The 22,209-nt window shown below is 34.7% G+C and carries 33 protein-coding genes; 18 read left to right on the forward strand and 15 right to left on the reverse strand.

Annotated elements, in window-relative coordinates:
- Nucleotides 1-56: 56 nt before the first annotated feature.
- From MLC52_RS06165 to MLC52_RS06175, 3 genes are read left to right on the forward strand one after another with little or no spacing between them, the layout of a single operon-like run.
- A complete protein-coding gene (locus tag MLC52_RS06165; protein WP_151900334.1) occupies nucleotides 57-461 on the forward strand; it encodes a hypothetical protein in 405 nt (134 codons plus the stop codon).
- A gap of 58 nt (nucleotides 462-519) precedes the next feature.
- Nucleotides 520-807 carry a NifU family protein gene (locus MLC52_RS06170; RefSeq protein ID WP_151900333.1) on the forward strand — a complete coding sequence of 96 codons (288 nt, stop codon included), beginning with the start codon at nucleotides 520-522 and terminating at the stop codon, nucleotides 805-807.
- Nucleotides 808-825: 18 nt separating this feature from the next.
- Nucleotides 826-1,227 (forward strand): bacteriohemerythrin, encoded by a 402-nt coding sequence (locus tag MLC52_RS06175; protein WP_434579627.1) that lies wholly within the window; start codon nucleotides 826-828, stop codon nucleotides 1,225-1,227.
- A gap of 32 nt (nucleotides 1,228-1,259) precedes the next feature.
- On the opposite strand, the gene MLC52_RS06180 is transcribed toward MLC52_RS06175, so the two are convergent.
- The 12 genes from MLC52_RS06180 to MLC52_RS06235 all read right to left on the reverse strand — a co-directional run bounded on the left by MLC52_RS06180 (nucleotide 1,260) and on the right by MLC52_RS06235 (nucleotide 6,874).
- Complete coding sequence (locus tag MLC52_RS06180) at nucleotides 1,260-1,580, reverse strand: hypothetical protein (protein WP_434579629.1); 321 nt, start codon at nucleotides 1,578-1,580, stop codon at nucleotides 1,260-1,262.
- 276 nt (nucleotides 1,581-1,856) lie between these two features.
- Nucleotides 1,857-2,300, reverse strand: coding sequence for a thioredoxin family protein (locus MLC52_RS06185; RefSeq protein ID WP_434579631.1), 444 nt, complete (start codon nucleotides 2,298-2,300; stop codon nucleotides 1,857-1,859).
- Between the two features lie 69 nt (nucleotides 2,301-2,369).
- On the reverse strand, nucleotides 2,370-2,615 hold the full coding sequence (locus MLC52_RS06190) for a Rho-binding antiterminator (protein WP_418640325.1): 246 nt from the start codon (nucleotides 2,613-2,615) through the stop codon (nucleotides 2,370-2,372).
- 178 nt (nucleotides 2,616-2,793) lie between these two features.
- Nucleotides 2,794-3,126, reverse strand: a complete 333-nt coding sequence (locus MLC52_RS06195) for a type II toxin-antitoxin system RelE/ParE family toxin (protein ID WP_418640326.1) — start codon at nucleotides 3,124-3,126, stop codon at nucleotides 2,794-2,796.
- Complete coding sequence (locus MLC52_RS06200) at nucleotides 3,123-3,395, reverse strand: type II toxin-antitoxin system Phd/YefM family antitoxin (RefSeq protein ID WP_151900327.1); 273 nt, start codon at nucleotides 3,393-3,395, stop codon at nucleotides 3,123-3,125. Before MLC52_RS06200 ends, MLC52_RS06195 begins: the two co-directional genes overlap by 4 nt.
- 118 nt (nucleotides 3,396-3,513) lie before the next feature.
- Nucleotides 3,514-3,774 (reverse strand): type II toxin-antitoxin system BrnA family antitoxin, encoded by a 261-nt coding sequence (gene brnA / locus MLC52_RS06205; RefSeq protein WP_434579634.1) that lies wholly within the window; start codon nucleotides 3,772-3,774, stop codon nucleotides 3,514-3,516.
- A complete protein-coding gene (locus MLC52_RS06210) occupies nucleotides 3,755-4,027 on the reverse strand; it encodes a BrnT family toxin (protein ID WP_151900326.1) in 273 nt (90 codons plus the stop codon). The genes brnA and MLC52_RS06210 overlap by 20 nt, the downstream gene beginning before the upstream one ends.
- Nucleotides 4,028-4,165: 138 nt before the next feature.
- Complete coding sequence (locus MLC52_RS06215) at nucleotides 4,166-4,537, reverse strand: helix-turn-helix domain-containing protein (protein WP_434579636.1); 372 nt, start codon at nucleotides 4,535-4,537, stop codon at nucleotides 4,166-4,168.
- Between the two features lies 1 nt (nucleotide 4,538).
- Complete coding sequence (locus MLC52_RS06220; protein ID WP_434579638.1) at nucleotides 4,539-4,838, reverse strand: type II toxin-antitoxin system HigB family toxin; 300 nt, start codon at nucleotides 4,836-4,838, stop codon at nucleotides 4,539-4,541.
- Nucleotides 4,839-4,943: 105 nt separating this feature from the next.
- Complete coding sequence (locus tag MLC52_RS06225) at nucleotides 4,944-5,264, reverse strand: type II toxin-antitoxin system RelE/ParE family toxin (protein ID WP_346388762.1); 321 nt, start codon at nucleotides 5,262-5,264, stop codon at nucleotides 4,944-4,946.
- On the reverse strand, nucleotides 5,249-5,437 hold the full coding sequence (locus tag MLC52_RS06230; RefSeq protein ID WP_151900322.1) for a hypothetical protein: 189 nt from the start codon (nucleotides 5,435-5,437) through the stop codon (nucleotides 5,249-5,251). The genes MLC52_RS06225 and MLC52_RS06230 overlap by 16 nt, the downstream gene beginning before the upstream one ends.
- A gap of 114 nt (nucleotides 5,438-5,551) precedes the next feature.
- On the reverse strand, nucleotides 5,552-6,874 hold the full coding sequence (locus MLC52_RS06235) for an HNH endonuclease family protein (RefSeq protein ID WP_434579641.1): 1,323 nt from the start codon (nucleotides 6,872-6,874) through the stop codon (nucleotides 5,552-5,554).
- A gap of 106 nt (nucleotides 6,875-6,980) precedes the next feature.
- Between MLC52_RS06235 and MLC52_RS06240 the strand changes: the two genes are divergently transcribed.
- Nucleotides 6,981-8,165: an IS3 family transposase gene (locus MLC52_RS06240; RefSeq protein ID WP_434579643.1), complete on the forward strand. Its 1,185-nt coding sequence runs from the start codon at nucleotides 6,981-6,983 to the stop codon at nucleotides 8,163-8,165.
- Between the two features lie 390 nt (nucleotides 8,166-8,555).
- Here MLC52_RS06240 and MLC52_RS06245 read toward each other — a convergent pair whose 3' ends face one another.
- The 3 genes from MLC52_RS06245 to MLC52_RS06255 all read right to left on the reverse strand — a co-directional run bounded on the left by MLC52_RS06245 (nucleotide 8,556) and on the right by MLC52_RS06255 (nucleotide 10,864).
- Nucleotides 8,556-9,593: a hypothetical protein gene (locus tag MLC52_RS06245; protein WP_434579644.1), complete on the reverse strand. Its 1,038-nt coding sequence runs from the start codon at nucleotides 9,591-9,593 to the stop codon at nucleotides 8,556-8,558.
- Between the two features lie 87 nt (nucleotides 9,594-9,680).
- The gene (locus tag MLC52_RS06250) at nucleotides 9,681-10,202 is read right to left on the reverse strand and encodes a GNAT family N-acetyltransferase (RefSeq protein WP_434579646.1); all 522 of its coding nucleotides are present in this window, start codon (nucleotides 10,200-10,202) and stop codon (nucleotides 9,681-9,683) included.
- Between the two features lie 80 nt (nucleotides 10,203-10,282).
- Nucleotides 10,283-10,864 carry a hypothetical protein gene (locus tag MLC52_RS06255; RefSeq protein ID WP_434579647.1) on the reverse strand — a complete coding sequence of 194 codons (582 nt, stop codon included), beginning with the start codon at nucleotides 10,862-10,864 and terminating at the stop codon, nucleotides 10,283-10,285.
- A 439-nt stretch (nucleotides 10,865-11,303) separates the two neighbouring features.
- Here MLC52_RS06255 and MLC52_RS06260 point away from each other — a divergent pair, with 439 nt between their 5' ends.
- From MLC52_RS06260 to mrdA, 14 genes are all read left to right on the forward strand, one after another.
- A complete protein-coding gene (locus MLC52_RS06260; protein WP_434579649.1) occupies nucleotides 11,304-12,317 on the forward strand; it encodes an integron integrase in 1,014 nt (337 codons plus the stop codon).
- A 12-nt stretch (nucleotides 12,318-12,329) separates the two neighbouring features.
- A complete protein-coding gene (locus tag MLC52_RS06265; protein ID WP_434579651.1) occupies nucleotides 12,330-13,874 on the forward strand; it encodes an AAA family ATPase in 1,545 nt (514 codons plus the stop codon).
- Complete coding sequence (locus tag MLC52_RS06270) at nucleotides 13,862-14,032, forward strand: hypothetical protein (RefSeq protein ID WP_434579653.1); 171 nt, start codon at nucleotides 13,862-13,864, stop codon at nucleotides 14,030-14,032. The genes MLC52_RS06265 and MLC52_RS06270 overlap by 13 nt, the downstream gene beginning before the upstream one ends.
- Nucleotides 14,022-14,798 (forward strand): TatD family hydrolase, encoded by a 777-nt coding sequence (locus MLC52_RS06275; protein ID WP_346388768.1) that lies wholly within the window; start codon nucleotides 14,022-14,024, stop codon nucleotides 14,796-14,798. Before MLC52_RS06270 ends, MLC52_RS06275 begins: the two co-directional genes overlap by 11 nt.
- Nucleotides 14,799-14,871: 73 nt before the next feature.
- Nucleotides 14,872-16,095 (forward strand): lytic transglycosylase domain-containing protein, encoded by a 1,224-nt coding sequence (locus MLC52_RS06280; RefSeq protein ID WP_230973323.1) that lies wholly within the window; start codon nucleotides 14,872-14,874, stop codon nucleotides 16,093-16,095.
- Nucleotides 16,088-16,870 carry a septal ring lytic transglycosylase RlpA family protein gene (locus tag MLC52_RS06285; RefSeq protein ID WP_434579655.1) on the forward strand — a complete coding sequence of 261 codons (783 nt, stop codon included), beginning with the start codon at nucleotides 16,088-16,090 and terminating at the stop codon, nucleotides 16,868-16,870. The genes MLC52_RS06280 and MLC52_RS06285 overlap by 8 nt, the downstream gene beginning before the upstream one ends.
- 2 nt (nucleotides 16,871-16,872) lie before the next feature.
- The gene (gene hisB / locus MLC52_RS06290; protein WP_346388770.1) at nucleotides 16,873-17,445 is read left to right on the forward strand and encodes an imidazoleglycerol-phosphate dehydratase HisB; all 573 of its coding nucleotides are present in this window, start codon (nucleotides 16,873-16,875) and stop codon (nucleotides 17,443-17,445) included.
- Nucleotides 17,442-17,936 (forward strand): KdsC family phosphatase, encoded by a 495-nt coding sequence (locus tag MLC52_RS06295; protein WP_151900304.1) that lies wholly within the window; start codon nucleotides 17,442-17,444, stop codon nucleotides 17,934-17,936. Before hisB ends, MLC52_RS06295 begins: the two co-directional genes overlap by 4 nt.
- A gap of 67 nt (nucleotides 17,937-18,003) precedes the next feature.
- The gene (locus tag MLC52_RS06300) at nucleotides 18,004-18,465 is read left to right on the forward strand and encodes an LPS export ABC transporter periplasmic protein LptC (RefSeq protein WP_418640338.1); all 462 of its coding nucleotides are present in this window, start codon (nucleotides 18,004-18,006) and stop codon (nucleotides 18,463-18,465) included.
- Complete coding sequence (gene lptA / locus MLC52_RS06305) at nucleotides 18,466-18,939, forward strand: lipopolysaccharide transport periplasmic protein LptA (RefSeq protein WP_434579657.1); 474 nt, start codon at nucleotides 18,466-18,468, stop codon at nucleotides 18,937-18,939. It abuts the gene before it with no gap.
- Nucleotides 18,936-19,553 carry a ribosome biogenesis GTP-binding protein YihA/YsxC gene (gene yihA / locus MLC52_RS06310; protein WP_151900301.1) on the forward strand — a complete coding sequence of 206 codons (618 nt, stop codon included), beginning with the start codon at nucleotides 18,936-18,938 and terminating at the stop codon, nucleotides 19,551-19,553. Before lptA ends, yihA begins: the two co-directional genes overlap by 4 nt.
- Complete coding sequence (locus MLC52_RS06315) at nucleotides 19,543-20,004, forward strand: N-acetyltransferase (protein WP_151900300.1); 462 nt, start codon at nucleotides 19,543-19,545, stop codon at nucleotides 20,002-20,004. Before yihA ends, MLC52_RS06315 begins: the two co-directional genes overlap by 11 nt.
- Complete coding sequence (locus MLC52_RS06320) at nucleotides 19,971-20,423, forward strand: hypothetical protein (protein ID WP_151900299.1); 453 nt, start codon at nucleotides 19,971-19,973, stop codon at nucleotides 20,421-20,423. The genes MLC52_RS06315 and MLC52_RS06320 overlap by 34 nt, the downstream gene beginning before the upstream one ends.
- Complete coding sequence (gene mrdA / locus MLC52_RS06325; RefSeq protein ID WP_434579660.1) at nucleotides 20,420-22,207, forward strand: penicillin-binding protein 2; 1,788 nt, start codon at nucleotides 20,420-20,422, stop codon at nucleotides 22,205-22,207. Before MLC52_RS06320 ends, mrdA begins: the two co-directional genes overlap by 4 nt.
- Nucleotides 22,208-22,209 lie beyond the last annotated feature (2 nt).

Genomic DNA, 22,209 nt, shown 5'->3' on the forward strand with positions numbered 1-22,209 from the left:
CTTTCTTGTCTTAAGCCTAAAGAGGTTAAAATTCAGTAAATACACAAGGATGAAAAATGAGCATGACAGGAATGATATTTCAGTTTAACAGTAATGACGGCAAGGGATTGCTTATGTTGTCTGACGGTGAGACAAAAGAGTTTGACACTACCCAATGGGTAGAGAAAAGTAACATACCCTCTGTAGGATTGAAAATCTCATATGATGAAAGTGGTGGTAAAATCAGGGTGAAGCCATACAATGAAGAAAAAAAAGAATCTTCCGCCTATTCAAATGCTGATGAGTGTATTCTTCACTTTAAAGAAGAGGGATTTAAAGTTGTCAAGGACACTGCAGGTGAAATGACGCGAACAATTACACTGAGAAAGTATGAAATGGGTGACTTTGCAGAAGTTATAATCAAGTCTGTGAACGATAAAGTTTCCGTAACCCATATGATAAACGGGAAAAAAACCAACTGATTTTTTTTATTTTTTATTAAGTATCCAATGGTATTATAATCACAAAAAGGAGACAATAATGAGCGAAACAACAACGGAAAAAGTGGACTTTGACAACATGAGTGTCATCCAAAAGATTAATGCTGTAGATAAAATTATAGATGAAAAAATCAGAGAATTCTTACATGCAGATGGCGGGGATTTGGATTTTATAGATCTTAAAGAGACAAACGGTCTGACTGATATTTATATCTCATATGTCGGGGCCTGCGGATCTTGTGCAAGTTCAGGAGGAACACTGACTTCCATTCAGAGAATTTTAAACGGTCAACTCGAAACCGACAATATCAGAGTATATGCAGTTTAGCATACAAAAGGAAAAAAATTGATTGTACAAGAAGAACTTTCGATGGTAGCAGTACCGAGCATGAATGACACACACCTGGAGGAAAGTCTTCTTATAAACAAACTTGAGACAGCTGCAGGCAGCAACGATATAGAATCAACGCTTGCAACGCTCAAGGAGCTTCTTGCACATACTTCCATACATTTTTCAGAAGAAGAAAGTATGATGCAGGAAACAAAATTTCCATCATATAACTCACATAAAGCAGAACATGACAGACATTTAAGCGAGCTTGCGCATATCATTAAGTATTTTGAAGAAAAAAGAGATACGAATGCGATTATGGCTTACATAAAGGGAAATTTAAAAGCATGGATGCTTGATCATGTTAAAACAATGGATACGCTGATGGCGGAGCATTTTCAATCAGCTAATCCTTAATACTTTAAAACAGCGGCATCAACCGGCTGTTTTTAATCTTCGTAGGTTGGAGAAGTGTAGTCAAATCCAAATTTCATCTTTTGGCTTATATCTTCATCTATCTGATCTATAATTTCGTCGGTTACCTTTTCAATATTTTCGATAAACCTGTTTTTCTCTCTTGCATTCTTAAATGAATGAATGGTATAAGATTTTTCCTGTGTAAATGTCTCTAAAAACTTTTCTAAAACATCATCCCAGACTAAAATAACTTCTTTGCTTAACTGGTTTTCTTTTCCATCTTCTGGAAGCGTAAAATTAAAAACTATATTTTCTTCATATGTAATGACTTCATATTTTTTATTTGCTGTCAATTTGTATCCTTTTTAAAATTGACAGTGTACCTTTGTACTTTTTGATTGCACTTAAAATTAAAAACACTTATAATTTTTTAGCTAACGGGAATATAGGTCTGATACATTTCCCACCATCGGGCCAAGTCTCTTGCTTCTTGAGAGAAAGGATTGTTTACTATTCTTTCAAAAGTGGCAGTATCGAGACTTTTAAGCTCCTTTACAAGTTTACTGACACACTCTAAAATGACATCCGGCACTTCTTTATCTTGAGAAATTAATACATAAGCATAAAGCTCACAGGTATAATGTTTCGAGGTCTTGTGCCCAAAGACTAAGCTCAACCTGAGAGAGCTGTTGGCTGATACGGCCGACTTCTTCTCCTTCTTTGAAGGCAATAATGGTTGGAAGCGCACCCACTCCATACTCTTTTGCTGCTTTTTGATGTTTGTCGGCATTTATTTTTAAAAACCTTACTGTCGATCCAAAACCAAGTGCCGCATCTTCATAGTCTTCATACATTGCCATACACGGACCACAGGCAGTAGAATAAAAATCAACCAATACCGCAATACTGTTTTCTTTGATGTGCAGCATGCAGTTTTCATCATCTACTTCAACAACAAAAGGGTTGTCGAGTTCTGAGTGGCATTGTTTGCAGATAACGGTTTCTTCTTTGGATTCACCTTTTCTGCTGTTAAGAGTGTTGCACTCTGAACATACTATTTTAATAATTTCCACAATTTTCCTTCTTTTATCATATCTTTTTGTTTTGATTATATTAAAACTTAAATAAGAAACACTTAAGTTTTAAACGAAGGAAATAATCTTAAAATATGGATTTTTTATGGCAGTTTCAAGTGTGTTGATTTCATCAAGTACAACCAATACTTCATGATTTTCGGTTTTTATTTTGATACATTCCTGATGATTTTCGTTACGGGCTGTATCAAGTGCTTTTCCTTCAAAAACAGAACCTGATTTCATGGTTAATTTAACAGGGTAGTGGTACATACATGCTATTTCAATATAGTCGTATTGTTGACAGCTAATCATTTTTGTAACAACAACTCTTCAACATTTTGTCTTGAATCAACAATAGCCATAACATAAACAGTGTCATTTTCAATTTTATACATAATCCTCCAATGCTGCACAATCAGCTCTCTATAAATAGGTATAATGTTGGTTTTTGTAACGGTCGAAGATAGCCGATAAATTTCTGCCAGGTAATTTATTGGCTATTCTTTTTTGTTAGTATTGAACTTCTTATCAGTTTTTGTAGTAGTAACTCTTCTACATTTTGCCGTGAATCAAAAACAGCCATTATATAAATAGTATCACTATCAACTTTATACATAATCCGCCAAGGGGAAGCAATAAGTTCGCGATACATTGTAATGCCTTCTTTTTGAAGTTCAGGTACAACTCTGCCTCTTAATGGAAAAAAGTTACTAGAGTTAGCTTTAGTTTTTATTTTTTGATAAATTTCCTTCATATATTCAACAATATTTAAGAGGTCTTCTTTCGCATTTGAAGTCCATTGAACTTTATATGTTTTATTCATCTATTAAGAAGTTCCTCAACAGATTTAAACACATCTTCTTCTGAGTGAAGATTTCCCTCTTTTATATCTTCCTCAGCAAATGAAAGAAGTTTAAGTATTGAGATGGCATTTCGCATATCTTCATAACTTTTTGGATCGCAAATTACAGCTTTCGCTTCGCCATTTTGAGTAATAATCATTGGTCGGTGTGTTTCGTTAATATGTTTGAGAACGTCAGCCGCTCTACTTTTTAAATATGTAATAGGTTTTATATCTTCAACAATTTGCATAAAATCTCCTTCAGTCTTTTTATTGTACCAAATTAAGACTTAATATGCAAGTGCTATACTAACGGTTGAAGATAGCCAATGAGTTTCCGTTAGGGAATTTATTGGCTACTCTGTTTTGTTAACTTACTTGCAAATGTGCAGTTTCTTCTTTGAGCCTTTCAGCAATCCAAACTTTAATGATAGACTGTCTAGTTACACCTATCTTTTTTGCTTCTTTGTCTAAAGAGTCTATAACCCATTGTGGGAAATCTACATTAACTTTTTTTGTATCTGTTTTAAGAGTATTAGGTCTGGTAGCTTGTGAAAAATCAAGATATTCACTTATGTCTTCACCATTATCAAACTTCTCATCAAACTCTTTAGCAGTTATTGTTTTCATAATTCTTCTCCTCATTTTTCCTACATCTTCGAACACTAATAATTCTATTTGTGTCTTCTCTTATAGTAAATATTACAACAAAACATTTTGTGAGTATTTTTGAGATGAGTGCATAGCGAATTTCATTATCAACAATGTTAGCAGGAACAACAAGTGCATCCTCATCTTGCCAAAGCTTTTGAGCTTCTACAAAATCTATGCCATGTTTCTCTTTATTGATTTGACTTTTCGTATCATCATACTCAAATTTCACATAAATCCTTTTTTTGTATTTTAAGTATAAAAAGTATACTTTAATTATACCATGTTTGTCAAGTCTTGAAAGTTTTTGTGGAGAGTTAACGGCGAAGCTGAGTGGCACGTTTAGGGCTCAGCTTTGTTTTGTTAGCATTTAAGCACAGTTAGTCTTGTAGTCTAAAAAAAGACTTTCTACTGGTATGTGCAATTGCTTATGTAAATTTCTTATCATCTCAATAGTGAGTTTTCTTTTTTTATTTAAAATTTCAGATACTCTAGATTTACTTCCAACAATAGAAACTAAGTCTTTTTGTTTTAAGCCTTCTTGCTCCATTCTAAACTTAATAGCTTCTATTGGGTCAGGTGCATCGATTTTATAGTGTTGTTCTTCGTAAGCCTCTACTAAAGTTGTTAACACCTCTAACTCATCCATTTCTGGTGTATTTGGTGTGGCACCCATTAAAGCTTCAATTTTTTGCAGTGCTTCATTATAGTTTTGCTCATTTTTGATTGGTTTAATATTCATCTTATAAATCCTCCATTTTAACTTTATCGTATTGTTTATGTGTTCCAATAAATTTTACAAAAACAATTTTTGCATAATAGTTTATTGAAACTATCAATCTATACTTATTTCCAGCAATATTGAAAACAACTTTTTCATTTTCAATAATACTAGCACTTCGATACATCTCTTTTACTTCATTTGGATTATTCCAATCAAGTTTTAGAACTTCTTTATGCCAAGCTTCTAAAGGATTTTTAGAATCTGTGTATTTTGGCTGCTCGTAAAAATCTTTTAGTTTTTTCTTTGAAATTATTCTCATAGACGAATTATAACATAGTTCCCATTTTTAGAACTTAAATTATGTAAGATGAAATTTTTGAGGATACTAACGGTCGAAGATAGCCGATAAATTTCCGCTAGGTATTTATTGGCTACTCTGTTTTGTTATACTTTGTTGATGATTTTCAAGAAGTCTTTTTCCATGAACTACTGCCACAAACAAAATACTATCTTCATTCAATTTATAGATAAGTCTATAACTATAAACAAAAATTTCTCGAATTTTTGTGTCATTAAATTCAGGAACTTTTCGCCCTAGTTCTGAAAATCCTTGTAATATCTCTGCTTTTTCAAAAAACTTTGAAACTACAGATTTAGCATAGGTTGGGGAATCTTTTTCTATGTAAGTTGCAATTGACTCAATATCCTCAAGAGCTTCTTCTGACCACTCTAGTGTGAAAGCCATTTATCCATTCTTTGTTTTGCATCTTGATGCGATGAAACTTCACCATTCTCAGCACGACTAATGCCATTTTTAATTTTTTCTACAACATAAAGGTGATACTGAATATCTTCATAAGTACAGTTGTCAGGAAGATTTTGAATCATCTCTTGTGCTTCTTGTTTTACGGCTACCATGTACTCTCCTTTTTTGTTTGTATTATAACATATCTTCTTTTTTAGTATAACGGTCGAAGATAGCCGATAAATTTCCGCTAGGTAATTTATTGGATACTCTGTTTTGTTATGTAGTTATGCCCACCAGCGTGTTGATAAATCAATGATTAATTCATTTGTTCTATTATCTAAATCACTTTTATTAAATACTTTTGTTGAAGAAATTTTTGTAGCTAGTTTTTTTGTTACTAAAAATATACTTTTATCATAACCTTTAATTTTTTCAACTAAATCTTTATTTTGGATTGAACTATTGATACTTTTCTCTAAAATAGTTAAATTACCTATTATTCCTTCAAACTCTTCAAATTCTTCTTCATCTTTAAAGCCATAGCTTTCTGGAGTAAATTTTGGAGTTTGCGATAAAACATGTTCTATCGTTGGATTTGTTTGCATTACTTCTTTTAACTCATTTATTGAATATTCAGTTTTAGCTAATCTTTCAGAATAGTCTATAAATAACAATCTTAATAATCCTGTATTGCCATAATAACTACGGTAGGATAAATCACTTTTAAACCTTTCATTATTTATTTCAAATGAATTAAACCAAACCAAGTGTTCTTCAAGTTCTGATATATCCCACTCTTCATTATTAAGACTCCATGCAACTTGACCTATTTTTTTCTTTCCAGCATATTCTCTTATTTTTAAGACTCGTACATCAATAATTTCAATCATATCAATTACTTTGATATTCTTTTCAGGTAATGTGTTATCTAATAACTTTAACTTTTCTAGTTGCATAATAACTGGATAGTATACAGCTGACATACCTAAAATATTGAAAACTTTATAATATCTAGTTTCTGTTTTAGTCTTATTAATTACATTATTAAATGCCTTAGTAAACTCTAATAAACTGTCTAAATAAGATTTTAAATACTCTTCAAGTTCTTCAAACTGCTTATTTTTTCTAAAAGTCATGAGTTTACTTTTAACATTATCCATAACTTGCGAAACTGTAGGATCATAGCTTTCGCTTGAAAAAGTTATATGGTGATATCTTAAAATATCATCTTCATTAAATTGCTTTGAAGCAATAATATTTATACCTTGTTTTTCCCCTGTTAATTTAATATTATCGTATAATTCAAATATCTCGCCAAAAGTTTCATTAATTACATGGTCATATTTTTTGTTTAAATATTTATTTGAAAAATAAAATAAGAGACTTTTAATTTTATCCATTCTCGTTAAATCTTTTCCTCTGTCATTAACAGTTTGAAATATTCTAATTGCATCGCCTTCATCATCTTCAATAAATTCTAAAATTTGTAAATTTTCAATTGCTCTTAAAAACTGTTTTTTATTTTCTATAATATCATCAACAGTGTTTTTAATTTCTTCATATACTTCAGTAAGATACCTTTGGCTTCGGCTTTTAGGTTCATCCATTTCAGATTCTTCTAGAAGTTTATAATGCCCCTAAAATCTAAGACAACAATTCAGTAAGATTTATTTTCAAAAAAGTTAAAATAATAAGAATTATGGAGATGAAATTATGAGTAGAAAAAAAGGTCAAACTTACACAGCTGAACAAAAAACAAAAATAGTCTTAGAGATGCTAAAAGAGGAGATGACAACAAGTCAATTAGCCTCGAAGTATGGGGTAACATCACAATCATTAGGGAAATGGAAACAGCAGTTTTTAGAAAATGCTTCTTTAGCATTTGATGTTGGCGGAGCTACCAAAGCCTATAAAGATGAGATAGAAGAGCTTAAATCTGAAAATGAGCAGTTGGCTAAAGCACTCGGCAAGGCAACTGTAAAGGCGGAGTGGGCAGTGGGAAAGTTAAAGAGCTTGGACTTGATTGAAAAAAGAGCTCTGATAGAGTCCAGGCATAAACAACTTTCAATATCAGAGCAGTGTGAACTTATTGGTGTCAGTAGAAGTAGTTTTTACTATAACCCCGTGCCTATAAGTGCAGAGAATATAAAAATACTCCATAAAATCGATGAAATCGCTACTGATAATTCAGAATATGGGTATCGACTCATCTATGAACAACTCAAAGAGGATGGCTACAATATTGGAAGAAATAGAGTGCTCAAATATATGGGGATTTTAGGGATACAAGCGATATATCCAACAAAGAAAAGAGTCACAAGTATCAAACATCCCCAACATCAAGTATATGAATATTTGCTCAAGCAGTACTGGACTCAAAACGGCAAGAAAAAAACAGTGTATGTCTCAACACCAAATGAAGTGTGGAGTGGAGATATTACCTATATTCGCATCAATGGTGGGTTTATGTATCTTGCTGCTATTATCGACTGGCACAGTAAAGCTGTGCTTGCATATAAAATCTCTAACAGTATGGATGCAACACTTGCCACAGATGTACTTCAAGAGGCACTTGCAAAGTATCCTAAGCCTAAGATATTTAACTCTGATCAGGGGAGCCAGTATACAAGTTATGAGCACACCCAATTACTCAAAAAACATGATATCCAAATATCAATGAATGGCAGAGGCAGAAGTATCGATAATATCGTAATTGAGAGATTCTTCAGAACTCTCAAGCACAGCAATATCTATATAAATGATTATATAACAATCAAAGATTTAAAAGAAGGAGTAGCAGCATATATACACAAATATAATTTTAAAAGATTTCATTCAAGTATAAACTATCAAAAACCAATGAATGTTTATCTTGAATATCTAAAAAATGTGGCATAGGGTAACAGATGAAGATGAAATTAAATTTCTGGAGAAGTTGTCTTGATTTTTAGGGGCATTATATAATATCATCAAAAGTACCTTGAATTTCTAATAATCTAGGTAATCTTGTGTAGTCTGCTTTGTTAAGTCTTTTGGATATTTCAGTTTTATACAATTATTTTTCCTTTTGATGTTGTTCTAACGGGGGCGCGGGTGAGTGACTGCCATTTTCAAACATTTATGTTTTCAAATGGTTGTTCGCTCCTCCCGCTTGTTGTCTGGCGCTGTGCGACAGAGAACTAGCGGGTGTTCAACCCGCGCCCCCGTTGTCCGGTCACGCAGTGAGCGGACAACGACTGAATATAGCGAATAAGTCGCCGTAGGCTACTTATTCGCTACTATGTTTTGTTAAGCACCTTCTAATGTTATATAACTATCTTTAAATCTGTCTTCTTCATCAACTAAATTGTCAATAATCTTACTTAAATCTTCAAATGTTAAATCTGATGTGAATTTTGTTTTATCATCTGGAGATAGCCATTTTACATTTTGTGTTCTATCAAATAATTCTTCTGTTGTTCTTCTTGGAAATGTAGCAAGAACTGAATTAAAAAAATTATTAGTCAGTGAATAATGATGTGTATGTATAAATTTATTCCATGTATCAACAATTTCATCTTCACTTTTTATATCAATAAATTCAAAATCCTCCATATTTCTTTTTTCTATATCACCCCAAGCGTCTTTAATCATATCGATAGCTTCTATATCCGATTTTGGAGCACTATATCCAAAAATAGTCACTAAATAAGCATTTGATAGAAATCGCTTTAATTTATTCCAATTAGCTTTTGTATAAAGATCTTGATTATAGTTTTTATGCTTTATCGGATATAGTAATCTACTTGGTGTAAGTAGAGAATTGCAAATTGGGCATAGGTCACCAATACTACCTTCAATTCTATCAAGATCACAATACCCAATCATTACATTACCATGTAAAAATGCTAACTGAGGTAGTTCATTTGTAATCTTTGATACTTTTATATAAGCTTGTAGTAATAATGGATCCCAATTAAAAGTAGCGATTAAATCTTTTTTTCTTAAAGATAAAATTAAAAAATCATAAATTGTAGGGTTGTCAGGTATTTGAAATTGATTAAAATAATCTCTGATTTTTTTATCTAATTCATTTCTAATATCTGCATAGTGTTCATCTTCATGCAATTCAGAATAAATATCTTCTAAATTATTGCTTTTTGTCTTTAAATTTAAATTATTTATAATTTCTAGCATACCTAATTTTTCTAAAAAACCATCCATTACAGATGTTTTTAAACCATTTTTATCGCCATTAGGTATTGTAGCAACACTAGCACCTGCACCAAGTATTACAACATGTGGTCTTTCTTTATAAGCTTTTTCATATTGGTCATGTAAATCCATAAATTTCCTTTAGTGCATAACGTTCGTCGTGAGCAATAATTTTCCCGCTAGGGTAAATTATTGGTCTCCTCGTAATTGTTATGTGTTTTATACACGTTCAATTGCTGTTCCGTTTGGAGTAAATGTTAATTTAATTGGTGCAATACACCAAAATAAATCAATATATTTAATTCCTAAACTATCGGGTGGGTTGACTATACCTGTTGTTTGAAAGCCCACTTTTGAATAAAAATCTTTTAATTCAATAAATTTATTTTCATTTACTGCAATTTGTAATATAACGTTTTGCTGTGCCAAAAGTTTTATTTGGTCCAATAAAGCTTTTGCAAGTCCATTGTTTCTAAACTTGGGAAAAACATATAGAGCACTTATTGCAACTATCCCATTTGTTTGAACTGAACTATCATCAAAAGCCAAAAAGTATTTTGGTGCTATTTTAAAATCATTATTTAACATGTGATTATTCATAAAGTATCTTGTTTCAAGCAGTATGCTATTAACAGATGGCATACATTCTTTATATCCTTCTAATAATGTTTCAAAAGTTTTTGGTTCTTCATCTTTCCATTCTTGGTTTTCATGTTTTTTAACCATCATAAGTGGTTGCATTTAAAATTCCTTTATTCACATAACGGTTGTCGAGAGCGATAATTTCCCCGCAGGGTAAATTATTGTGTTCCTCGTACTTGTTATGTCTTTTCTTTTACTGATTCAACTTGAGTATTTAATATGTTTTTCATCATAATCAATGAAAACTTAACACCGTCTTTTTCACTAATAATATCTTTGAGATAGATTTTTGTATCATTATATGTTGTTGGAAATCTAATACTTATATATGTCATTTTCTTTTTCTCTTCTTCCCAAAATCTATATTTCACTTCATTATGACCAACATATTTTTTCAAAAATTTATCAATTGTAAGCCCTTGTTTTTGCCAATTTACAAGTTCTTTATTTATCCATACTTTATCCCATGATTCATAAAGTGGAAAATGTGCCAATATGTTTCGTACAAATTTAAATAGTACACCACCAATCTCAGATTCCATAGGTGGTCTAGTTTGTTTTATATTATCAAGAACATATTTAAATGGTTCATACGTTAATAGCTCAGTGTAAATCGTAAAAACTTGAGAGACTTTACTAAAACGATACCATGAATCTTTTTCCCAAAAGTCATCATCCATTAATTCTTCAAATAGGTCATAAAATTTATTAAATCCTAAATATAAAAATAATTCTTCTGATTTTGTAGGTCTTAGTTCCATTTACTTCTTCTATGTTTGATTTGTGACATAACGGGGGCGCGGGTGAATGACGGCGACATCTGAAAATTTATTTTCTGATGTTGTTGCTCATTCCTCCCGCTTGTTATCTGGCGCTGTGCGACAGATGACTAGCGGGTGTTCAACCCGCGCCCCCGTTATCCGGTCACGCAGTGAGCGGATAACTATTTAATAGGAGACATTATATACACATAAACCTTAAAAAACAAAAATAGTGAGACATGATAATTGTCTTTCTATTTTTAAAAATATGACAGTTTGCAATAAAAATTAGTTTAAAACAAAAAAAGAGCTACTATTGTAAAAATTCTAAATGTACCTTTTACTGAAAAATAGTCTAATAGTTGGACAAAATGTCTTTCTAATAAAGATAAACTGTAGAGAAAGGACATAATGTCTGTCTAGTTCTAAAGGAGTTATTATGCAAATGAAGAAAAAACTACTTGATTTGGTTCGTGAAAAAATTAGATTTAAGCATTACAGTATTAAAACAGAGCAGTCTTATACTGGCTGGATAAAACAGTATATATTTTTTCATAAAAAAAAGCATCCCGTTGAAATGGGCAAGAATGAGATAGAAGAATTTTTAACTTATTTGGCAGTTAAGAGAAAAGTAAGTCCTACTACACAGAATCAAGCTTTTTCTGCACTTTTATTTTTATATACTCAAGTTTTAGATATAGACTTGTCAAATGAAAATATTCAGGCTTTACGAGCACAAGAAAGAAAACATATACCAGTTGTTTTAACCAAAGATGAAGTACAGAAAATTTTAGAAAATCTGACAGGGATATATCAACTTATAGTATATCTTATGTATGGCTGTGGCTTACGAATGAGCGAAGCATTAAATATAAGGATTAAGGATATAGATTTTGGATTTGATAAACTTTATATATGGAATTCTAAAAGTTTAAAAGATAGAACAGTTCCTCTTCCTCAAGTAATAAAGCAAAGACTTTTTGCACAAATTGACTATGTTAAAGGCATACATGCTAAAGATATAAAGGATGGATACGGTTCTGTATATATGCCTCATGCTTATGAAAGAAAATCTCCAAAAGCAAAGTTTGAAACAAAGTGGCAATATATTTTCCCTATGACTAAAGTCTCAAAAGACCCTCGGAGTGATACGATTAGAAGGCACCATATTCATCCAAAAACATTAGGCAGAAATATAAAAGCAGCAGCACAAAAAGCAAACATAAATAAACGTGTGACTTCACATATATTTCGACATAGTTATGCGACTCATTTACTGCAAGCAGGCATAGACTTAAGAAGTATTCAAGAGCTTTTAGGGCATAAATCTGTAGAAACACTTAAGTGGTTACACCACACTTTCGCTTTAGCGACGGTGGTATCGGCATTTAGTGCCAGACACGTAGTTTCTGAGATGAACAAAGCAAAACTCATAAGTCCTTTGGACTTTTAAAAAGGCAAAAGAATGATAGAAAGATTTTACTTGAAAGATTATTTGAGTTTTAAAGAAGCGGAGCTTAATTTGCAATCGGGTCTGGTTGTGTTTACCGGTCCCAGTGGGAGCGGGAAGTCTATACTTATGGAGTCTATACTTTCATCGCTCGGGGGTGCGTCTTGTGATGCTTCTGTTTGTGAAGCAAGTGTTACCTGGACGATTGACGAAGAGGAGTGCGGCATTGAAAATGATGATATCAACGTGTTTAAACACATCAAAAAAGAAAAATCTCGTTACTTTATTAACAACCAAAGCCTTTCTCGCAAAGCTATCAGTCGGGTTGCATCCCAATATCTTCGTCATTTGAGTTTAAAAGACTTCAGCGATTTTGAAAATGAAAACCTGCTTGACATTTTAGATAAAAGGGCAGAGAGCAAATCCCAAAAAATTGCGAAGATAAAAGAGTCCTATAAAAAAAGCTTTTTAGAATATCAAGAAGTAAAAAAAGCATTACATGTAATAGAAGAAGAAGAGAGAAAAATTGTTGAGTTAAAAGAGTTTGCAGCGTATGAGATAAAAAAAATAGAAGACATAAACCCTGTTATAGGCGAAGATGAAGAACTGTTGCAAATTAAAAAAGCGCTTTCAAAAAAAGAGAAAGTTTTAGGCAGTATAGAGTCGGCAAATGAGATTTTCAATTACGAGCATTTGGTTTCATCTGCCCTGGATGCTTTGGATGAATCGAGCAGTTTTTTTGATGATGCCATGAATGAGTTGCGAAGTATCTTGGAGAGTTCGCAGGAGCGTTTTAGCGCATTGGATGATGTTGATGTGGAGGAGGTGCTGAACCGTATAGAGGCCTTAAGCGGACTCAAACGCAGGTACGGAAGCATAGAAGAAGCACTGGAGTATAAAAAGCAAAAAGAGCTTGAACTTGTTAAATATGAAAATATTGAAAGTGCAAAAAACGATTTGCATACAAGGTATGAAAAGCTCTCTGCAGAAGTTAAAGAGCTTGCCGATGCATTGAGTTCCTGCCGTGAAAAAGCTTTGCCGGGTTTTGTCAAAGACTTAAATCGCTACTTGCATAATTTGTATTTAAGAGATGCAAAGATCCACATGCGCACAATATCATACAACCTTTACGGACAGGACAAGCTGGAGATTGAACTCAATGACACGGAACTTTCCAAAATAAGTACGGGTGAGTTTAACAGGCTCCGTCTGGCAGTTTTGGCTTTAAAGTCAGAGTTTATGAGCAACAACGGCGGGGTATTGATGCTGGATGAAATAGATGCGAATCTAAGCGGTGAGGAGTCTATGAGCGTGGCAAAAGTGTTGAAAAAACTCTCAAAACATTTTCAGATATTTGTGATTTCCCATCAGCCGCAACTGACTTCTATGGGAAATCAGCACTTTTTGGTCTATAAAGATGGTAAAATATCAAAAACAAAAGAGCTGAACATGAACGAACGAGTCGATGAAATAGCCAGAATTATCAGTGGAGAGACTGTTTCGAGTGAAGCAAAAAAGTTTGCAAAAGAGCTGCTGGAAGCCAATAAATGTGTTTCGTAATCTCTATTGTAGGGCTTTTTTTGGCATACAGTTTTTATAATGCAGGCAATACACTCCTTGCAGTCGGTTCTGTTTTGGTTTCTGTGTTTTTTATATTTTTAATGATACGAAATATATTACATGTAAAGAAGAGAAGAGAAAAGAAAAATGATAATTGACACACATATACATTTGGATGATGACCGGTATGATGAAGATTTGGATGCGGTGTTGGAGCGTGCCAGAGAGGGTGGGGTGAAGCGTTTTATCATTCCCGGAGCGGATCTTGGCAGTTTGAAAAAAGCCATAAGCATTGCAGAACGATATGAAGATGTCTATTTTGCCATAGGGGTGCATCCGTATGACATCGAGGGTTTTGATATATCCTATTTTGAAAAGTACGTGGAACATGAAAAATGTGTGGCAATCGGTGAATGCGGGCTGGATTACTTTCGTCTTGAAGGCAGTGATGCAGAAAAAGCACAGGAAAAAGAGGCGCAGGCAAAGGTTTTTGCAGCACAGATAGAGTTTGCCAAAAAACACAAAAAGCCTTTAATAGTCCATATCCGCAACGCTTCGCATGATGCAAAAATGCTGCTGCTGGAGCATAATGCAGGTGAAGTGGGTGGTGTGCTGCACTGTTTTAATGCCGACGATGAGCTTTTAAGTTTGGCAAATGAAAACTTCTACTTTGGCATAGGCGGTGTTTTGACTTTTAAAAATGCCAAAAAGCTTGTCAATATTTTACCACGTATACCAAAAGAGAAACTTCTTATAGAAACAGACGGTCCGTATTTGACGCCTACACCACACAGAGGAGAGAGAAACGAACCGCTTTATACAACTCTTGTGGCACAAAAAATGTCAGAAATCTTAGAGATTCCAAAAGAGGAAATAGAAAATTTGACCACAGAAAATGCCCTGAAACTCTTTCATATTTCTTAATATCATAGTGGTTACAACTTTTTTTAATAGAATTTTGGCTAAAATAGCATAAATTAAAATTAAAAAGTTGTCTATGATTAAATATATATTAACCCTGTGTTTCCCGTTTCTTCTTTTGGCGAATTTGACGTATGAATCAAACTACAACAAAGAACTGGCATTGTTGGACTCATTTGATATAGAACCGTCATTTTTGTATGACCCTGTAATGAACAGAATGAAAGCAAAAACATTGTCAAGAGACAAACATTTTTTCAAGGCGATGGAAGATGCCTATCTGTTTATTCCTGCTATTAAGAGTACACTCTCAAAATACAATGTTCCTCAGGAGTTTCTTTATCTTGCCATGGCTGAATCAAATTTTCACACAAAGGCCTATTCTAATAAACGAGCAGCCGGACTGTGGCAGTTTATGCCCGCAACAGGCAAACTTTTTCACCTGAAAATTGACGAGTATGTAGATGAGAGACGCGATTTGATCAAATCAACCGAAGCGGCGGCAAAATACCTTTCAGCACTGCATAAGCGGTTTGGAAAATGGTATTTGGCTGCCATTGCCTATAACTGTGGCGGCGGTGCGTTAAGCAAGGCAATCAGAAAGGCAAAAACAGACAAACTTTCTGTTTTACTCAATCCTAAAAAACACTATATCCCGAGGGAGAGCCGCTACTATATCCGCAAAATTGTTGCCCTTGCCCTGATAGGCAGTGACGAGCAGTATATGCTGCACAGTGAGTATGAGTACCTTTTAAATCGTGCAAACGCCTACTCGATTGCAACCGTGAAACTGCCTCGCGGAGAGTCTTTGGCACGACTCTCAAAACTTATTCATATTCCCTTAAAAGATTTGAAAAAGCTCAACAGGCATTTAAAATATGATTTTGTTCCGCCATATGCAGATGGATACGATGTATATATACCGTATATCAAACTCGCAGAATACAAGCAAAAGTATTTTCAGGAACCCATACAGAATATCTACAAGATACATGTAGTCAGACGGGGAGAAAACCTTTCCCGTATTGGCAAAAAATACGGTGTTTCGTACAAGGTGATTAAAGATTTCAACAAACTGCGCACAAACCGTTTACGAATCAAACAAAAGCTTGTCATTCCCATAGCCAAAAACACTAAACACAAAAAATTTCAAAGTACGCATTATTATATGGTAAAAAAAGGTGATTCTTTAGGCTCCATCGCAAGAGCCCATAAAATCAGCATTAAAAACATACGGGCACAAAACAACATCAAAGGATCTTTGATTCGGGTCGGCGAAAGGTTGAAGCTGTATGAATAAAATATTTTTTTTATCGGTGCTTGGTATTACTTTGTTTACAAGCGGATGCAGCACAAGAGGACCGAGCAGCTACATACATCATAAATACTCAAGCCCTGCATACAGTCAGAAAAAATATTCACATCCGACGATGCGTCCTTATGTGGTACACGGAAAACGGTACTATCCGACTGTCGTAAGTGTCGGAGACAGATTCCGAGGCAATGCAAGCTGGTACGGACCGGATTTTCACGGAAAGTTTACATCTAACGGTGAAAGATACAATATGTGGGATATGACAGCTGCACATAAAACACTGCCGATGAATACCATTGTAAGAGTGACCAACAGAAGAAACGGAAAAAGTACGGTGGTTCGCATCAATGACAGAGGGCCTTTTGTCTCGACAAGAATCATAGACCTCTCAAAAGCGGCAGCCTCAAAAATCGACATGATAGGCACGGGAACTGCTCCTGTAACACTTGAAGTGCTTGGTTTTGCAGGAAAAGGCAAAAACAAGATACCAAATAAAAAACAGTTGAAAAAATCACCTAAGAGTGTGGAATTAAGCAGTTTTGCATTGCAGATTGCCTCTTTTTCAAATATAAACGGCGCAATAAGGACACAGGAAAAGTATAACAATACCGACGGATATACAACAGTCATCAAAGATATGCAGACACCAAACGGCAGAATGTTCAAAGTCTGGATCAAAGGCTTTAAAAGTGAACAAGAAGCAAGAGACTACAAGGCAAACGGCATATTCAAAGGTGCATTTATAGTGAGAGAGGATTAAAAATGATTACAAAAACAAGAACAACCAAAGAGACAGATATAACAGTATCACTCGATATCAACGGTACAGGCAAAAGTAATATTAATACGGGTGTCGGCTTTTTAGACCATATGCTTGAGAGTTTTTCCAAACACTCTCTCATTGATTTGGACGTTACATGTAAAGGGGATACGCACATAGATGACCATCACAGTGTTGAGGATGTGGGCATTGTTTTAGGCTCTGTGCTTGCTCAGACTCTTTACCCTGTAAAAAATATGGAGCGTTTTGGGAGTGCAAACATTGTGATGGATGAGGCCTGTGTCTCCTGCGATTTGGATCTGAGCAATCGTCCTTTTTTGGTCTATGAACTCAGTGTCAGTGGAAAAGTAGGGCAGTTTGATACAGAGCTTGTTGAAGAGTTTTTTCGTGCCTTTGCCTTAAACGCAAGAATAAGCATGCACATTATAGAGTGCCGCGGGAAAAACAAACACCACATTATAGAAGCGGCATTTAAGGCGGTCGCTGTTGCACTCAGACGGGCAACGGCAAAGAATGAGAGAGTCGGCATCCCAAGTACAAAAGATGTTTTATGATTAAACTGATAGTATTGGATGTTGACGGTTGTTTAACTGATGGTAAACTTATATACTCGGCAGAGGGATTTGAAAGCAAAAATTTTAATGTAAAAGACGGACTTGGCATAACAACCTGGATAAAAACGGGAAATCAGGTTGCCATTATAACAGGAAGAAATTCCTCTATCGTTGAAAAAAGAGCCAAAGAACTGGGAGTGCAGCATTTGTACCAGGGTATACGGGACAAAGAGAGTATTCTAAGAAAAATCATTGCTGAACTCGGTCTGGAGTTTTATGAGGTTGGCGTAATCGGCGATGATCTGAATGATTATAATATGCTGCGTCTTGCCGGGAGAAGTTTTACTCCGAGTGACGGGCATGATGCAATTAAAGAACTTGTCAATACAACACTCTCAAAAAGCGGCGGCAATGGTGCGGTAAGAGAGATGATAGATATTTTAGTGAAAGAAAATGACCAAAAAGAAGCATTTTTATCTGTCTGGGTGTAAGGAGTAAAAAATCAATATCAATATATTTTTAACCTTTGTCATTACGCTTTTGCTGATGATATTTTTCATGTTCAAACCTATGGATGTAAAAATACACCATTTTACAGATGTGCCACTCTTTGAATTGAGTGATTTTACGATGTATGAACTTGATACTCACGGATTGGCGACAATTTTACTTGGAAACACCGGAACAAGATACGCTGAGAGATATGAGATAAAAGATATGGACTATACCGACAATTCGAAAAAATATATTGCAAATATGGTCTCTGACCTGGGTGTATATAAAAATGAAATCGTCAAGCTGAGCGGTCATGTTGTCTATGTGCGAGAAGACGGACTGACATTTAAAAGCCAAGAAGCACTTTACAATAAAAAAACAGCAGATGTAGTCAGCAATACAAAATACACTGCCTACCTGAATGACAATGTAGTCATCGGCGACTATATAAAATACAATAACATTACAAAAAAGATTTATTCTAAAAATGTTATTGCTACATATCAATTAAAAGAGGAAAAATAGATGAAATATCTACTTGTGCTAACACTTTTTTTACAGACTCTACTCTTTTCACAAGAGCTTAAAATCAAAGCAGATGAGTTCAGAGGCGACCAGAAAAAAGGTATTTCAGTTTTTACCGGACATGTCAGAATTAAAAAAGTCAATGATGAACTTAACGCCTCCAAGGTTACAGTATATACGGACAAAAACAACAAGCCCACAAAATTTGTAGCTGTCGGAAATGCTTCTTTTGTAATAAAAACAGTAGAGGGAGCAAACTACAGAGGTGTTGCACAAAAAGTCGTCTACCTGCCTTTAAAAAAAGAGTATCACTTTTTTGGAAATGTACATCTGCAGCAACTGAACGATAAAAAAGAGATTTTCGGTGATGAAGTTATTTTGCAGGCGATAAGCGGGAAAGCCTATGCCAAAGGTGTTGCAAAAGAGCCTGTCATTATGATATTTGATATAAAAGACGAAAAGGAAAAAAAATGATAGACATTGTTGAGGCAAAGTTTATAACATCGGCTCCGAATGTCAATGCAGCTCCGGAATCCGAAGAACAGAACGAAGTAGTTTTTATGGCACGCTCAAATGTTGGAAAAAGTTCACTGCTCAACGCTTTGACAAATCACAAAGGGTTGGCTAAAGTCTCTTCAACTCCCGGAAAAACAAAGCTTATAAATTATTTTGATGTTACTTTTTTAAACAGAGAATCTTCTGAAAAACTTGTGGCAAAGTTTGTAGACCTGCCTGGTTTTGGCTACGCAAAAGTAGCAAAATCTCTCAAGCATGATTGGGAAAAAAATCTGACAGACTATATAGCCAACAGGGAAGAGATAAAGATTTTTATACACCTTATAGATTGCAGACATCCCCATTTGGAAATAGATACGGCAGTGAGTGATTTTCTTTTTAGCACGGCAAGAGAAAACCAATATATACTGCAAATATTTACAAAAATTGACAAATTAAATCAAAAAGAGCAAAGTGCACTTCGAAAAGAGTTTCCAAATGCTTTAATGGTTTCAAGTGCGAAAAAAAGAGGAATCAATAAAATTGTTCAAGTCATTTATGGAATACTGCAAGAGAAGACAGATGAAGATTGACTACACCAAGGCGAAACTCTCAGATATTGAAAAAATGAGAGATCTGGTACAGCCTGAAGTGCAGAGCGGTATCATTTTAGAAAGAAGCGAGGATGAAATCGCAACAAATATCCGTTCGTATACTTTGGCTTTTATAGCTGATGAACTTGTCGGTTTTGCGGCACTCCACATCCACACAAGATATCTTGGCGAAATACGCTCTTTGGTTGTAAAAGAGGGGTTTCGGGGACAGAAAATAGGAGAAAACCTGGTTGAATGCGCTGTTGATGAGGGCAGAGCACTCGGTCTTCAAAAAGTACTGAGTCTCACCTACAAGCAATCTTTTTTTGAAAGACTGGGATTTGTGGAAATTCCAAAAGAGTCCCTTCCCGAACATAAAATTTGGGCCGATTGTATTAAATGTAAACACTTTCCGATATGCAACGAAGTATCTCTCATCAAAAACCTGTAATCTCACTCTTTTATATAGTGCTTTTTGTACTGTATGACAGTCTGGGCACTATTTATCCGTTTTTACCGCCAATGCTGACACTTCTGTATGTACTTTTTGCCCGTGCACTTGACAATGATGACACACTCTCTGTTTTTGTTGTTGTGCTGTGTCTTGTTGTTTTTGAAGCCAACTACGGATATATGCTTTTGAGTGCAGTTGTCTATTTTTATGTATTGTATAAATTTATTATGCCTCAAATCACCAAAAATTCCAACTGTTCAGTTTGTATTCGAGCACTGACAGCCATCCTTGTCTATCTTGGTTATTTTCTTTTTCTGACACTGTTGTCAAATATTTTTTTATTGCCACAGCCAAATATAAATTACTATATAATTTACTATATAGTAATTGAATTCTTTTTAATAGGTCTCTTATGAAAATAAAATTTATTATTTTTGTGTTTGTATCAATCTGGCTGGCACTGATAGTGCGCGTTTTCTATCTAGCCGTTGAATCAAACAGTTACTACAGCAGGCTTTCATTGCAAAACACCATCAAACATGAGCAGATAGCACCTGTCAGAGGTGAGATAGTAGACAGATACAATCGACCTGTAGCTATTAACAAACTTGGATTTAAAATCCAAATTGCACCTCATTTGCTCTTGAAAAAACATAAAAACGAATTTAATGACACACTCTCTTTTTTAAAGAAAGCACTGCCTGATTTAGACAAAGAAAAAATTATTAAAAACTACAGAAAAAAAGACTCATACTATAACCACAGCTTCATAGATGTTGTCCATTTCATACCGTATGAAAAAATGATGCCGGTATATTCTATGCTGAACCTGCGAAAAAACATTAAAATTCTTCCGGCACCCAAAAGATACTATCCGTATAAAAATATTGCTGCACATATGATAGGCTATGTTTCTCGTGCAAACCAAAAAGATATTGACAAAGACCCTCTGCTTGATCTCATAGGCTATACCGGAAAAACAGGTCTTGAAAAATACTATAATTCTTACCTGCAGGGTACACCTGGAGTAAAAGAGATAAAAGTCAATGCCAACAATCAGGAAGTGGAGGAGTTAAGTTATAAAAGTCCTGATGAGGAGAGAAAACTGAAACTTACGCTTGATATGGAGCTGCAAAAGTACATCTCAAAGCTTTTTGAAGACAAGGTCGGTGCTGTAATTGTTATGAATGTTGACGGTTCCATTTTAGCTGCGGGCAGTTATCCAAATTATGACTTAAATATTTTTGTTTCCGGAATGTCCTATAAAATGTATGATGAACTCTCATCAAGTCTTGATCACCCTTTTACAAATAAAATGACACACGGTTTGTATCCGCCAGGTTCGACCATTAAACCTCTTTTGGGGCTTTTATATATCACTACGGACTTGAATGAGCACTGGAGTGTTGACTGCCGCTCAAACCTGAAGTTAGGCGGAAGAACATTTAGATGCTGGAAGAAAAAAGGGCACAGACACACCAGCATCACAAAAGCAATACGGGAGAGTTGTGATGATTTTTTCTATAAAGGAAGCCTGGTACTGGGCAATAAAAAAATGAGTGCCGGCTTAAAACGCTATGGTTTTGGTAAAAAAACAGGTATAGATTTGCCCAATGAATTTATAGGTGTTGTTCCCTCCCGTGAATGGAAGCTACGAAAATACCATAAAATATGGAATATAGGCGAAACGGCAAATATGGCAATCGGGCAGGGTGATTTTCTTGTAACGCCTATACAGATTGCCAGAGAAACAGCGCTTATGGCAACCGGAAAGCTGCCTACTCCACATTTTGTTTCTTTTATTGGAGATAAAAAGTATAAAAGCAGCTACAAAAATGTGTTGAACAAAGTGGAATTGAAAAAACTTCCTATTATCCAAAAGGCGATGTATCAGGTATGTAATTCTCCTCACGGAACGGCCACGAATTATTTGCATGTAAAAGTAAAAATAGCAGGCAAAACAGGGACGGCACAGGTCATAGGCATAAAACAGGATATTTTGAAAAGAAAGAAGGAACATGAACTCTCTTACTATAAGAGATCACATGCCTGGTTTACAACTTATGGACCGTATAAACATCCTCAGTATGTTGTAACTGTTATGGTAGAACACGGCGGACACGGCGGGCATGCAGCGGGTTCTATAGTTTCTGACATATACAACAGGCTTTTAGAACTTGGGTATATCAAGAAAAAATAATT

The sequence above is a fragment of the Sulfurimonas sp. NW15 genome, from assembly GCF_051132285.1.
GTDB classification, from domain to species: Bacteria; Campylobacterota; Campylobacteria; order Campylobacterales; family Sulfurimonadaceae; genus Sulfurimonas; species Sulfurimonas hydrogeniphila.

What these genes read in the sequence shown, in the direction of transcription:
- yihA (WP_151900301.1), top strand. Translation starts at nt 18,936, where the DNA reads ATGATAGACATTGTTGAGGCAAAGTTTATAACATCGGCTCCGAATGTC.
- MLC52_RS06285 (WP_434579655.1), top strand. Translation starts at nt 16,088, where the DNA reads ATGAATAAAATATTTTTTTTATCGGTGCTTGGTATTACTTTGTTTACA.
- MLC52_RS06300 (WP_418640338.1), top strand. Translation starts at nt 18,004, where the DNA reads ATGTTCAAACCTATGGATGTAAAAATACACCATTTTACAGATGTGCCA.
- MLC52_RS06215 (WP_434579636.1), bottom strand. Translation starts at nt 4,537, where the DNA reads ATGAATATTAAACCAATCAAAAATGAGCAAAACTATAATGAAGCACTG.
- MLC52_RS06165 (WP_151900334.1), top strand. Translation starts at nt 57, where the DNA reads ATGAGCATGACAGGAATGATATTTCAGTTTAACAGTAATGACGGCAAG.
- MLC52_RS06260 (WP_434579649.1), top strand. Translation starts at nt 11,304, where the DNA reads ATGCAAATGAAGAAAAAACTACTTGATTTGGTTCGTGAAAAAATTAGA.
- MLC52_RS06235 (WP_434579641.1), bottom strand. Translation starts at nt 6,874, where the DNA reads ATGGATGAACCTAAAAGCCGAAGCCAAAGGTATCTTACTGAAGTATAT.
- MLC52_RS06240 (WP_434579643.1), top strand. Translation starts at nt 6,981, where the DNA reads ATGAGTAGAAAAAAAGGTCAAACTTACACAGCTGAACAAAAAACAAAA.
- MLC52_RS06315 (WP_151900300.1), top strand. Translation starts at nt 19,543, where the DNA reads ATGAAGATTGACTACACCAAGGCGAAACTCTCAGATATTGAAAAAATG.
- MLC52_RS06295 (WP_151900304.1), top strand. Translation starts at nt 17,442, where the DNA reads ATGATTAAACTGATAGTATTGGATGTTGACGGTTGTTTAACTGATGGT.
- MLC52_RS06190 (WP_418640325.1), bottom strand. Translation starts at nt 2,615, where the DNA reads ATGATTAGCTGTCAACAATACGACTATATTGAAATAGCATGTATGTAC.
- MLC52_RS06275 (WP_346388768.1), top strand. Translation starts at nt 14,022, where the DNA reads ATGATAATTGACACACATATACATTTGGATGATGACCGGTATGATGAA.
- MLC52_RS06225 (WP_346388762.1), bottom strand. Translation starts at nt 5,264, where the DNA reads ATGGCTTTCACACTAGAGTGGTCAGAAGAAGCTCTTGAGGATATTGAG.
- MLC52_RS06265 (WP_434579651.1), top strand. Translation starts at nt 12,330, where the DNA reads ATGATAGAAAGATTTTACTTGAAAGATTATTTGAGTTTTAAAGAAGCG.
- MLC52_RS06320 (WP_151900299.1), top strand. Translation starts at nt 19,971, where the DNA reads ATGCAACGAAGTATCTCTCATCAAAAACCTGTAATCTCACTCTTTTAT.
- MLC52_RS06280 (WP_230973323.1), top strand. Translation starts at nt 14,872, where the DNA reads ATGATTAAATATATATTAACCCTGTGTTTCCCGTTTCTTCTTTTGGCG.
- lptA (WP_434579657.1), top strand. Translation starts at nt 18,466, where the DNA reads ATGAAATATCTACTTGTGCTAACACTTTTTTTACAGACTCTACTCTTT.
- MLC52_RS06245 (WP_434579644.1), bottom strand. Translation starts at nt 9,593, where the DNA reads ATGGATTTACATGACCAATATGAAAAAGCTTATAAAGAAAGACCACAT.
- MLC52_RS06195 (WP_418640326.1), bottom strand. Translation starts at nt 3,126, where the DNA reads ATGAATAAAACATATAAAGTTCAATGGACTTCAAATGCGAAAGAAGAC.
- MLC52_RS06270 (WP_434579653.1), top strand. Translation starts at nt 13,862, where the DNA reads ATGTGTTTCGTAATCTCTATTGTAGGGCTTTTTTTGGCATACAGTTTT.
- MLC52_RS06220 (WP_434579638.1), bottom strand. Translation starts at nt 4,838, where the DNA reads ATGAGAATAATTTCAAAGAAAAAACTAAAAGATTTTTACGAGCAGCCA.
- brnA (WP_434579634.1), bottom strand. Translation starts at nt 3,774, where the DNA reads ATGAAAACAATAACTGCTAAAGAGTTTGATGAGAAGTTTGATAATGGT.
- hisB (WP_346388770.1), top strand. Translation starts at nt 16,873, where the DNA reads ATGATTACAAAAACAAGAACAACCAAAGAGACAGATATAACAGTATCA.
- MLC52_RS06200 (WP_151900327.1), bottom strand. Translation starts at nt 3,395, where the DNA reads ATGCAAATTGTTGAAGATATAAAACCTATTACATATTTAAAAAGTAGA.
- MLC52_RS06250 (WP_434579646.1), bottom strand. Translation starts at nt 10,202, where the DNA reads ATGCAACCACTTATGATGGTTAAAAAACATGAAAACCAAGAATGGAAA.
- MLC52_RS06170 (WP_151900333.1), top strand. Translation starts at nt 520, where the DNA reads ATGAGCGAAACAACAACGGAAAAAGTGGACTTTGACAACATGAGTGTC.
- mrdA (WP_434579660.1), top strand. Translation starts at nt 20,420, where the DNA reads ATGAAAATAAAATTTATTATTTTTGTGTTTGTATCAATCTGGCTGGCA.
- MLC52_RS06255 (WP_434579647.1), bottom strand. Translation starts at nt 10,864, where the DNA reads ATGGAACTAAGACCTACAAAATCAGAAGAATTATTTTTATATTTAGGA.
- MLC52_RS06230 (WP_151900322.1), bottom strand. Translation starts at nt 5,437, where the DNA reads ATGGTAGCCGTAAAACAAGAAGCACAAGAGATGATTCAAAATCTTCCT.